Origin of the sequence: Buttiauxella warmboldiae (genome assembly GCF_003818135.1) — a bacterium.
GTDB classification, from domain to species: Bacteria; Pseudomonadota; Gammaproteobacteria; order Enterobacterales; family Enterobacteriaceae; genus Buttiauxella; species Buttiauxella warmboldiae.
Genome location: NZ_RPOH01000039.1, coordinates 1 through 11,832, shown reverse-complemented (window position 1 = coordinate 11,832; position 11,832 = coordinate 1). Strand labels below are relative to the sequence as shown.

Here is an 11,832-nt window from a genome sequence, read left to right as displayed (position 1 = left end):
GATAGTGCAGATTTGAGTTCCGCTCCGGCGGCTAACAAGGAGATATTCGTGAGGCGACTGCCCGGCATTCTGCTACTTACTGGCGCTACGCTTATCGTTATCGTTGCACTGCTGGTGAGTGGTTTGCGGCTGGTGCTGCCGCATCTCGATGCCTGGCGTCCGGCGCTGCTCGAAAAAATCGCAGCCATGACGGGTACGCCTGTCGACGCCAGCCAGATAGAGGCAAGCTGGGAAAATTATGGCCCGGCTCTGGAGGTGCGTGATATTAAAGCAGGCCTGAAAGACGGCGGCGAGTTGAGCGTTAAGCGAGTGACGCTGGCGCTCGATCTCTGGCAAAGCATTTTGCATGCGCGTTGGCAATTCCGCGATCTTACGTTTTATCAGCTGCAGTTGCGCACCAACACGCCGCTGAGCCACAACAAAAGCGATGCTAAATTCGAACCCGGCCAAATTAGCGATCTCTTTTTACGCCAGTTCGATCACTTTGATCTGCGTGACAGCTCGCTGAGTTTCCTGACCCTTTCCGGCCAGCGTGCCGAACTCGCTATTCCACAGCTGACCTGGCTTAACAGCAAAAACCGTCACCGCGCAGAAGGGCTGGTTAGCCTGTCGAGCTTTACCGGCCAGCACGGGCTGGCAAAAGTACGTATGGATTTACGCGATGAAAACGGTTTGCTGAATATTGGCAAAGTCTGGCTACAGGCTGACCGCGTTGATGTGAAACCCTGGCTTGGCCGCTGGATGAAAAACAATGTCGACTTGCAAAGCGCTGAATTCACGCTTGAAGCCTGGATGGATATCAAAGATGGCAACATTGCGGGGGGAGACATCTGGCTGAAGCAGGGCGGCGCAAGCTGGGCGGGGAAAAGCAGCACCCATCAGCTCGCGGTTGATAATTTAATGGCGCACGTCACTGGCTCTGACGCGGGCTGGGATCTTGCCATCCCCTCGACCAATATCACCCTTGATGGCAAAACCTGGCCAAAAGGCTCGCTGGCGCTGGCGTGGATTGCTCCGCAGGATGTCGGTGGCAAAGAAAGCACCCGCAGTGATGAATTGCGCGTGCGGGCAACCAATATGGAGCTGGAAAGCTTTACCGGTTTGCTGCCGATTGCCGAAAAGCTTTCCCCCGATCTGGGCGAGCTCTGGACCACCCTGAAACCGCGCGGCCATATTGACGTGCTGGCGGTCGATATTCCTCTCCAGCAAACCGAAAAAACCCGCATGCAGGGGCGCTGGAAAGAGGTGAGCTGGAAGCAGTGGAAGATGCTACCGGGCGTTGAGCATTTCTCAGGCTCCGTTACCGGGAGCGTGGGGCACGGGCAGCTTAATGCGCAGGTTCTTAATGCCAGAATGCCTTATGAAGGGGTATTCCGCGCCCCGCTGGAGATTGAGCGAGGGGTTGCCGCGCTGGAGTGGCAAAAAAATGCGGCAGGTTTCCAGCTGGATGGCAAAAAACTGGATGTGAAAGCGCGGTCGGTACGGGCTGCCGGTGACTTCCGCTACTTCCAGCCGACGGGCGGCGATCCATGGTTAGGCATTTTGGCCGGAATCAGTACCCATAACGGCGCGGACGCCTGGCGTTATTTCCCTGAAAACCTGATGGGCAAAGAGCTGGTGGATTATCTCAGCGCTGCGATTCAGGGCGGCGAGGCCGATAACGCCACCCTGGTTTACGGCGGCAACCCGCACCTCTTCCCTTATTTACATAATGAAGGCCAGTTTGAAGTTTACGTCCCGCTGCGTAATGCAAAATTTGCCTTCCAGCCCGACTGGCCTGCGCTAGAGAACCTGAATATTACCCTTGATTTTATTAATGACGGGTTATGGATGAAATCGGATGCCGTGCAACTCGGCGGGGTGACGGGGCGCAACCTGACGGCGATTATTCCTGATTACTCGCAGGAGAAGCTGCTGATCGATTCTGATATCAGCGGCCCGGGCAGTGCGATTGGCCCATATTTCAAACAGACACCGCTTAAAGATTCGCTCGCCGCAGCCCTTGACGAGCTCCAGATTGGTGGAGAGGTGAATGCTCGCTTACATCTGGATATCCCATTTAATGGCGATATGACCACCGCCTCAGGTGACGTTGATCTCAACAATAATACCTTGCTGATCAAGCCGCTCTCCAGCACGTTGAGCAACCTGACGGGTAAATTCAGCTTTGTGAATGGTGATTTGAAAAGTGAGCCGCTAAAAGCGAGCTGGTTTAACCAGGCGGTCGGTATCGATTTCACCACCCAAACGGGCGACAAAGATTATCAGATTGGCGTCAACCTGCTGGGTAACTGGCGGCCAGCAAAAATGGGTGTCTTGCCTGAACCGGTCAATAAACAGTTAAGCGGCAATGTCCCGTGGCAAGGGGATGTGGCGATTAAGCTGCCTTATCATGGTGAGGCCAGCTACCAGGTGAATGTCGCCGCGGATCTGAAAAATGTAAGCAGTCACTTACCTGCGCCTGTCGATAAACCAGCAGGGCAACCTTTGCCGTTAAAAGTTGCGGTAACAGGCAATCTTAATCATTTCAATCTGACCGGGAGCGCTGGCTCGAAAAATCATTTCTCCAGCCGCTGGCTGCTGAATAAAAAGCTCACGCTCGACCGGGCTATTTGGGCCTCCAACAGCAGAACCACTCCGCCATTGCCTGACGCTTCAGGTCTGGAGCTGGATCTGCCAGCGATGGACGGTGCGCAGTGGCTGGCGCTGTTTAGCCAGGGGGCTGCCGATAGCGTGGGTAACTCGGCCTCGTTCCCGACGGATATCACCTTGCGTACGCCCTCTCTGAGGTTGGCCGGGCAGCAGTGGAACAACCTGAGCCTGGTTTCTCATGCCATACCGGGCGGCACGCGCGTTGAAGCTCACGGGCGTGAAGTGAACGGCTCGCTGACGATGCAGGATAATGCCCCGTGGCGTGCGGCCATCAAATATCTTTATTTCAACCCTGACTGGGGCAGCGGCACTTCCCAATCAGCAAGCCAGCCGCTGCTTGATGAACGTGGTTCGATTGATTTCCACGGCTGGCCTGATGTGCAGCTGCGCTGCGCCGAGTGCTGGCTATTGGGCCAAAAATTTGGCCGCATTGAAGGGGATCTGGCCTTTAAAGGAACGACGCTCGAGTTAGAAAATGGGCTGGTCGATTCCGGATTTGCCCGCCTGACCGGCAGCGGCCAGTGGGTTAACAGCCCGGCAGAAGAGCGCACCTCGATAAAAGGCCAGCTTCACGGCGGCAAACTTGATGCCGCGACGAACTTCTTCGGCGTTAAGACGCCGATTCAGGGCTCATCATTCGATGTGGATTACGATTTACACTGGCGCGCCAAACCCTGGCAGCCGGACCTCGCCTCATTAAACGGCATCCTGCACACCAGGTTAGGTAAGGGCCAGATTGCCGATTTGGGCACTGGCCATGCCGGGCAACTGCTGCGCCTGGTCAGCGTCGATGCCCTGATGCGTAAGCTGCGTTTCGACTTCAGCGATACCTTCGGCGAAGGCTTCTATTTTGACTCCATCCGCAGCACCGCGTGGATTAAAGAGGGTCAGTTGCATAGCGACGATACGCTGGTGGACGGGCTGGAAGCGGATATCGGGCTGAAAGGAACGGTTGATTTGGTGCGCCGCCGTCTGGATGTGGAAGCCGTGGTGGCGCCTGAAATTTCCGCGACCGTCGGCGTGGCGACAGCTTTCGTGGTGAACCCTATTATCGGCGCTGCCGTCTTTGCCGCCAGTAAAGTGTTGGGGCCGCTGTGGAGCAAAATTTCCGTGCTGCGCTATCACATCACCGGGCCGGTCGACCAACCGCAAATCAACGAAGTGCTTCGTCAGCCAAGGGTGAGCGACGTTAAGTGATTTGACGGGAGTCTTGAATTACCTCAAGCTCAATAGATATCTCCAATCGATAGACAATTAAGAGTAGCTAAACGATGAGTCTGAACCTGGTAAGTGAGCAGTTGCTGTCTGCGAATGGCTTAACCCATCAAGATCTGTTTTCCATTTTGGGGCAGTTGTCCGAGCGCCGACTCGACTATGGAGATCTCTATTTCCAGTCCAGTTATCACGAATCCTGGGTGCTGGAAGACCGCATTATTAAAGAGGGTTCTTACAACATCGATCAGGGTGTGGGCGTGCGTGCCGTCAGCGGTGAGAAAACCGGTTTTGCCTATGCCGACCAGGTCAGCCTGCTGGCTCTGGAACAGAGTGCTCATGCGGCACGCAGCATTGTGCAGGAAAAAGGCAATGGTCGCGTACAGACATTAGGTGCTGTGCAGCATAGCGCGCTTTATACCAGCGCTGACCCGCTGCAAAGCATGACGCGCGAAGAGAAGCTCGACATCCTGAAACGCGTAGATAGCGTAGCGCGCGCGGCAGATGCCCGCGTTCAGGAGGTGACCGCCAGCCTGACCGGCGTGTATGAATTAATACTTGTCGCCGCAACGGACGGGACTCTGGCGGCTGATGTGCGCCCGTTAGTACGTCTTTCTGTCAGCGTGCAGGTTGAAGACAACGGCAAACGCGAGCGCGGCTCCAGCGGCGGCGGCGGTCGTTTCGGCTATGACTATTTCCTTGAAACCGTTAACGGTGAAGTTCGCGCCGACGCCTGGGCGAAAGAAGCCGTGCGCATGGCGCTGGTGACGCTCTCTGCCGTTGCGGCACCTGCGGGGATGTTCCCGGTAGTGCTTGGCGCAGGCTGGCCCGGCGTATTGTTACATGAAGCGGTGGGGCACGGCCTGGAAGGGGATTTCAACCGCCGCGGTACTTCGGTATTCAGCGGCCAGCTGGGCCAGCTGGGCCAGCTGGTTGCCTCGGAACTCTGCACCGTGGTGGATGATGGCACTATGGCCAACCGCCGTGGTTCTGTGGCTATTGACGATGAAGGCGTGCCGGGCCAGTACAACGTGTTAATCGAAAACGGCGTGCTGAAAGGTTATATGCAGGACAAACTCAATGCGCGCCTGATGGGCGTTGCGCCAACGGGTAACGGCCGCCGTGAATCTTATGCGCACCTGCCGATGCCACGTATGACCAACACCTATATGCTGGCGGGTAAATCGACTCCACAGCAGATTATCGAGTCGGTTGAATACGGTATCTACGCGCCTAATTTTGGCGGTGGACAGGTGGATATCACCTCCGGTAAGTTTGTGTTCTCCACTTCCGAAGCCTATCTCATCGAAAACGGCAAAGTGACCAAACCGGTGAAAGGGGCAACGCTTATCGGCTCCGGTATCGAAACCATGCAGCAGATTTCTATGGTCGGTAATGATCTGGCGCTGGATAACGGCGTCGGCGTGTGTGGAAAAGAAGGGCAGAGCTTGCCAGTCGGAGTTGGCCAGCCAACCCTTAAGGTCGACAATCTGACGGTTGGCGGCACCGCGTAAAAGTTAATTTCTATATGCAAACAGCCGGGTTAATCGCGGCTGTTTTATTTTCTCTCCCTCATTTTTTACCTCACCTCTTTTCCACGTCCTTTATTCTCGCGTACACCTTGATAAACATGCGAAACCTTTACGAAATACTCCGTCAGGTAGTTAATACACACCTGTACCTTCAGCGGCAGCTTATCTTTTTCAGTATACAGCGCGTACACCGGCCGCGGATCGGATTGATAGCCTGGGAATAAAATCTCCAGCGATCCGTCATTGATCTCATCGATCACCCACATCAGCGGGACATAGGCGATCCCGGCACCGGCTTTAAGCCAGCGGCTTAGCGTCATGGGATCGTTGGTGATAAAGCGCCCCTGGGGGATCATGCGCGTCGTAAGGCCTTCAGGCGCGATCAACTCAAATTCATTGTGCGGGCGAATGCTGTATTCCAGCCATTCATGGCTGGCGAGATCGGCCGGTTTTTCCGGCGACCCATTTTGCTGCAGATAGCTTTTTGCGGCGCAAACCACCATCGGCATTGAGCCAAGCCTTGTTGAGAACAGGCTTGAATCCTGCAAAGCTCCGACGCGGATCACCACGTCCAGGCCATCGGCAATCAGGTCGGGAGCCGGAATACCCGTCACCAGGTTAACGGTTAATTGCGGGTACTCTTTAAGCATCTCGGCGGTCATGGAGGCGAGGACATTTTGTGCCATAGTTGAAGAGCTGCCAATTCTTAACGTGCCGATTGGCGTGTTGTTAAACGCGTAAAGCTGCTCATGCACCTCCTGCGCCTCATGCAACATTTTACGACAGCCGAGATAATAGATTTTACCGGCCTCGGTCAGGCCAATGCTGCGGGTGCTCCGGTTCAGCAGCTTAACCTGTAACTCATCTTCGAGTTTTGAAACGGTTTGGCTGATCGACGACACGCTCATTTCTAACTGTCTTGCGGTCGCCGTGAAGGAGCCAAGCTCAACCACTTTGGCAAAGACGGACATGCGTTTGAGTCTTTCCATTGTTCACTCTGAGTTAAAAGTGATTTAGATCACAGATTATAGATAACCGGCTAACAATTACGTTAATATACTATTAACAGAACCCATTAAACGTTAGCTAAGCACTCCGGGCTATTCAGGGTTTGCGTCTTCTGAATCTCCAGCAAGGTTAACATGAGCTTATTTCCCGTCATTGTGATATTCGGTCTTTCTTTTCCGCCGATATTTTTTGAACTGCTGCTTTCGCTGGCATTATTCTGGCTGGTTCGCCGTCTGCTGACCCCGACGGGAATTTATGATTTTGTCTGGCACCCGGCATTATTTAATACGGCGCTTTATTGCTGCCTGTTTTATCTGATTTCGCGTCTTTTTATCTGAGGTTGATGTGAAAGAAATAACCAGAAAAATTTCCCGCACTGCCATCACGCTGATTCTGGTGCTGCTGGCTTTTATCGCTATTTTTCGTGCCTGGGTGTTTTACACCGAATCACCGTGGACCCGTGACGCTCGTTTTACCGCGGACGTGGTCGCGATAGCGCCCGATGTATCCGGCCTGATTACCGATGTGAGGGTCCATGACAACCAACTGGTGAAGAAAGATCAGATTCTTTTCACCATCGACCAGCCTCGCTATCAGAAAGCGCTGGAACAAGCTGAAGCGGATGTTTCATATTTCCGGGCTTTGGCAGGGGAAAAACGTCGTGAAGCCGGTCGCCGTAATTCGTTAGGTACCCAGGCCATGTCGCGTGAAGAAATTGAACAGTCAAACAATATGCTGCAGACCGTGTTACATCAGCTGGCAAAAGCAGAAGCAACCCGTGATTTAGCCCAGCTGGATCTGCAACGCACTATTATCCGTGCCCCAGCAGAAGGCTGGGTGACTAACCTGAACGTGTATAGCGGCGAGTTTATTACCCGAGGCTCCACTGCTGTTGCCCTGGTTAAACGCGGCACGTTCTACATTCTGGCTTACATGGAAGAAACCAAGCTTGACGGGATTCGTCCGGGATATCGCGTACAAATCACCCCGCTTGGCAGCAACCGCGTTTTACGCGGCACGGTTGATAGCATTTCTGCCGGGGTGACCAATGCCAGCAGTACTAAAGATATGAAAGGCATGGCTACCGTTGATTCCAACCTGGAGTGGGTGCGTCTGGCGCAACGTGTGCCGGTAAGAATTCATCTGGATGCGCAACAGGCCAATCTTTATCCCGCCGGGACCACGGCAACCGTCGTGGTGACAGGGGAAAAAGACAGAGATACTGACCACGAATCGGTATTTATTAAACTCATGCATCGCCTGCGTGAGTTCGGTTAAGCACGGGTCGATATGTATTATATTTCGCGGTTACATTTACGCTTCGCCTTCAAATTGGCTTTTGCCATTGTGCTGGCGCTATGGGTGGGCTTTCATTTTGAACTGGAAACCCCGCGCTGGGCAGTGCTGACGGCGGTGCTGGTTGCTGCCGGCCCTGCTTTTGCGGCAGGCGGCGAACCCTATTCGGGAGCGATTCGTTATCGCGGTATGCTGCGTATTGTCGGCACATTTATTGGCTGTTTCGCCGCGATATTTATTATCACCACCTTAATTCGCGCCCCCGTCGTTATGCTGCTGGTGTGCTGCATCTGGGCGGGATTTTGCACCTGGATTTCCTCGCTGGTTAAGGTCGAAAACTCCTATGCCTGGGGGCTTGCGGGCTATACCGCGCTGATTATTGTGGTCACTATTCAGGCGAATCCTTTGGTTGCGCCGCAGTTTGCCGTCGAGCGCTGTAGTGAAATTGTCATTGGTATTGTTTGCGCCATCATCGCCGATTTAATTTTCTCGCCGCGTTCGATAAAGAAAGAAATCGACAGGCAGCTCGACAGGCTGTTGGTGGATCATTACCGCCTGATGCAGCTGTGTATTGCGCACGGCGAGAAAGAAGAAGTCGATAAAGCCTGGGCAAGCCTGGTTCAGCGCACTACCGTCCTTGAAGGCATGCGTAATAATCTCAAGATTGAATCGGCTCGCTGGGGGCGGGCGAACCGTCGTCTGAAAGCGCTCAACACGGTTTCTCTGGCTCTGATTACCCAGGCCTGTGAAACCTTCCTGATTCAGAACACGCGCCCTGAATTTGTGACGCCTGAATTTCGCGAGTTGTTTGAAACGCCGGTAGAAACGGCTGCGGATGTTCACCAGCAGCTGAAAGTTATCCGCAAAGCCATCTCATTCTCCGGTGAAAAATATACCCCGGTAACTATTCGTAGCTGGGCCAGTGAGGCGACGCGCTACCTATTACTGAAGCGTGGCGTGGTCAGTAATGCCCGCATCAGCGCGATTGAAGAGGAAGTGCTGACTCAGGAAGCGGTGGTAAAAGTGCAGTCTGCCGAAGGCCATCACGCGATGATCAACTTCTGGCGTACCACCATTTCCTGCCTGCTGGGTAGCCTGTTCTGGTTATGGACAGGCTGGACTTCCGGCAGTGGCGCCATGGTCATGATTGCTGTGGTCACCTCTCTCGCCATGCGCTTGCCGAACCCCAGAATGGTGGCGCTCGATTTTCTCTATGGCATGCTGGTGGCATTGCCGCTGGGCGGGCTCTATTTTCTGGTGATCATTCCCGGCACGCAGCAAAGTATGGTGTTGCTTGCTATTAGCCTTGCCCTGCTGGCGTTCTTTATTGGTATCGAAGTGCAGAAGCGGCGGCTTGGCTCGATGGGGGCGCTGGCCGGAACAATTAACGTTATCGTGTTAGATAACCCCATGACGTTCCACTTCAATACCTTCCTGGACAGCACGCTAGGGCAGATTATTGGCTGTTTCGTGGCGCTGATGGTGATACTCATCATCCGCGATAACTCGAAAGCCCAAACCGGACGCACGTTGTTAAACCAGTTTGTTTCGGCGGCAGTTTCCGCGCTGACGACTAACAAAGCACGCCGCAAAGAAAACCATCTGCCAGCGCTCTATCAGCAGCTTTTCCTGCTGCTGAATATGTTTCCCGGCGATATCCCGCGTTACCGCCTGGCGCTGACGTTAATTATTGCTCACCAGCGCCTGCGCGATGTGCCAATACCGGTGAATGACGATCTCTCGGCATACCATCGCCAACTGCGCAAAACCGCAGATAAAGTGACATCAGCGTCCAGTGATGATAAAAAACGGCGTTACTTCAATCAATTACTGGAAGAGCTCGACGTTTACCAGGAGAAATTGCGAATCTGGGAAGCGCCGCAGCAAGTTACCGAACCGGTGAAACGGCTAGCGGAGGTATTGCATAAATACCAGCAGGCTTTCATTACTGCCTGACCTGACCTGACGCCATGCGTCGGCTTTTTTGTATCTATACTTAGCAGATACGCAATGCAAAACAGGAGAAAACTATGACAAATCAGGCACTCCAGGACTGCGAATTATTCAACACCGGCTATCTGGTCAATGGCGAATGGCGAAAGCTCAATCAGACCTTTGATGTGCTCAATCCCGCCACGGGCGAAGTTGTCGCTAAAGTGGCAAAAGCGGGTAAAAAGGAAGCGGAAGAAGCGATCGCCGCTGCGGCAAAAGCTTTCCCGGCCTGGCGGGCAAAAACCGCCAAAGAACGCTCAACTATTCTCTATCGCTGGTTCCAGTTAATTATTGAGAATAAAGCCTGGCTTGGGCGCTTGATGACCACCGAACAAGGCAAACCGTTGAAAGAGGCGGAAGGCGAAGTCGAATATGCCGCAAGTTTTATCCAGTGGTTCGCCGAGCAAGCCAAGCGGGCAAACGGTGAAATCATTCCCCCGGCGAAACCTGGATCTCGCATTCTGGCTACGCGTGAACCCATCGGCGTGGTAGCCGCTATCACGCCGTGGAATTTCCCTATGGCGATGCTGACCCGTAAACTCGGCCCGGCGCTTGCCGCAGGCTGTACCGGCGTCATTAAACCGGCGAATAACACTCCGCTATCAGCGTTTGCTTTGCTGGCGCTGGCGAAAAAAGCGGGAGTGCCTGATGGCGTGCTAAATGCCGTTGCCGGTAATACGCAAGAAATCAGCGACGCAATTATGGCTAGCCATCAGGTACGTAAAATCTCCTTTACCGGCTCCACCGCTGTGGGCAAAACCCTGGTGCGTAATGCGGCTGAAACCATGAAAAAGGTTTCAATGGAGCTGGGCGGTAACGCGCCGTATATCGTGTTTGAAGATGCCGATATTGACGAGGCGGTGAAAGGGGCTATTGCGAATAAATTCCGCAATGCCGGGCAAGTGTGCGTTAGCGTGAACCGCTTCTTCATCCAGGAGCCGGTTTATGAGACGTTCGTCAATAAGCTGGCTGCGGCGGTCAGCGCCCTGAAAGTAGGGAACGGGCTGGATGAAGGTGTGGTGGTCGGGCCATTAATTGAACAATCGGCGGTCGATAAGGTTCGCGAACATATAGAAGATGCGCAGGCCAAAGGCGGCAAAGTGCTGGTGGGCGGCAAAAGCCATCAGCTGGGCGGTAATTTCTGGCAGCCCACGGTGCTTGTCAACGCTGGTGACGAGATGAAACTGGCACAGGAAGAAACCTTCGGTCCGCTGGCCGCGTGTTTTAGTTTTAAAACGGAAGAGGAAGTGATTAAGCGTGCGAATAACACGCCATTTGGTCTGGCGGCCTACTTCTATACGCAGGATCTGGCGCGAGTCTTCCGCGTTTCTCAGGCGCTTGAAAGTGGGATGATTGGGATTAATGAGTGCGCCGTATCGACCGAGCTGGGGCCATTTGGTGGCGTAAAAGAGTCCGGGCTGGGCCGCGAAGGCTCGGTGCTGGGGCTTGATGAGTACCTGGAAGTCAAAACGCTGCATATTGGTGGGCTGTAGTCATTAAGCAGGTAAGGTTCATTCTGGTTAAGGTGGCAAGCAATGAAAAAATACACCTTTGATTTTCGTCAGATAGAAGACCAGTCAGCATTCTATCGTCACTTTATCCAGGCATTTGAGCTTGAGAAAAAACAGGTTCACGATCTCGACAGCTTGTGGGATGTGGTCGTCGGGGGCACGTTACCGCTCCCGGCGGAGATTGAATTTGTTCATTTGCCCGAGATACAAAGGCGGCGTTATGGCGCTTTGATTTTGCTTTTTGATGAAGCAGAAGAGGAGCTGGAAGGGCAATTACGCTTTAACGTGCGCGGTTAATAATCGTCTGCCCAGAAAGAAAAATACCCTGCTGAGATTGCTGACAAAGAAGGAAAAAACGTGGTTTTTCCTTCTTTGTGGCGATCGGCCGAAAATCAATAAATTGATTTTCCTTGTTTTCTATTGATGGCCTATGTTCGTTTTACCAAAGTCATGGGTTTGTCATCAGTCTGTGCTGGCGTATTGCTCACAGGGTGGGGTTTTCTATGTCGTTATGGTGTTCCTGGTGTTAACGCGCGATGTCAATGCCTCGCTGCATTCGCTTACCGGTAGAGCTCGGCGCTGACATGCATATTGCCGTTGCTACCGGGTTCTCTCATCAGTATTGAGCG

General features: G+C 53.6%; 8 protein-coding genes. 7 read left to right on the top strand and 1 reads right to left on the bottom strand.

What is annotated here, in order from left to right; translation table 11 throughout:
• Nucleotides 1-48 precede the first annotated feature (48 nt).
• Nucleotides 49-3,849: an AsmA2 domain-containing protein YhdP gene (yhdP, locus tag EHN07_RS10900; RefSeq protein ID WP_124024172.1), complete on the top strand. Its 3,801-nt coding sequence runs from the start codon at nt 49-51 to the stop codon at nt 3,847-3,849.
• Between the two features lie 74 nt (nt 3,850-3,923).
• Nucleotides 3,924-5,378 (top strand): metalloprotease TldD, encoded by a 1,455-nt coding sequence (tldD, locus tag EHN07_RS10895; protein WP_124024171.1) that lies wholly within the window; start codon nt 3,924-3,926, stop codon nt 5,376-5,378.
• Between the two features lie 65 nt (nt 5,379-5,443).
• Here tldD and aaeR read toward each other — a convergent pair whose 3' ends face one another.
• Entirely contained in the window at nt 5,444-6,385 is a 942-nt protein-coding gene (gene aaeR / locus EHN07_RS10890; RefSeq protein WP_124024170.1) for an HTH-type transcriptional activator AaeR, read from the bottom strand.
• Nucleotides 6,386-6,538: 153 nt separating this feature from the next.
• Here aaeR and aaeX point away from each other — a divergent pair, with 153 nt between their 5' ends.
• The 5 genes from aaeX to EHN07_RS10865 all read left to right on the top strand — a co-directional run bounded on the left by aaeX (nt 6,539) and on the right by EHN07_RS10865 (nt 11,500).
• Nucleotides 6,539-6,742 carry a p-hydroxybenzoic acid efflux pump operon protein AaeX gene (gene aaeX, locus EHN07_RS10885; RefSeq protein WP_124024169.1) on the top strand — a complete coding sequence of 68 codons (204 nt, stop codon included), beginning with the start codon at nt 6,539-6,541 and terminating at the stop codon, nt 6,740-6,742.
• 7 nt (nt 6,743-6,749) lie between these two features.
• The gene (aaeA, locus tag EHN07_RS10880) at nt 6,750-7,682 is read left to right on the top strand and encodes a p-hydroxybenzoic acid efflux pump subunit AaeA (RefSeq protein WP_124024168.1); all 933 of its coding nucleotides are present in this window, start codon (nt 6,750-6,752) and stop codon (nt 7,680-7,682) included.
• 12 nt (nt 7,683-7,694) lie between these two features.
• Nucleotides 7,695-9,656, top strand: coding sequence for a p-hydroxybenzoic acid efflux pump subunit AaeB (gene aaeB, locus EHN07_RS10875; protein WP_124024167.1), 1,962 nt, complete (start codon nt 7,695-7,697; stop codon nt 9,654-9,656).
• 74 nt (nt 9,657-9,730) lie between these two features.
• A complete protein-coding gene (locus tag EHN07_RS10870) occupies nt 9,731-11,185 on the top strand; it encodes an NAD-dependent succinate-semialdehyde dehydrogenase (RefSeq protein WP_124024166.1) in 1,455 nt (484 codons plus the stop codon).
• A 42-nt stretch (nt 11,186-11,227) separates the two neighbouring features.
• Complete coding sequence (locus EHN07_RS10865) at nt 11,228-11,500, top strand: barstar family protein (RefSeq protein WP_124024165.1); 273 nt, start codon at nt 11,228-11,230, stop codon at nt 11,498-11,500.
• The last annotated feature ends 332 nt before the right edge of the window (nt 11,501-11,832 follow it).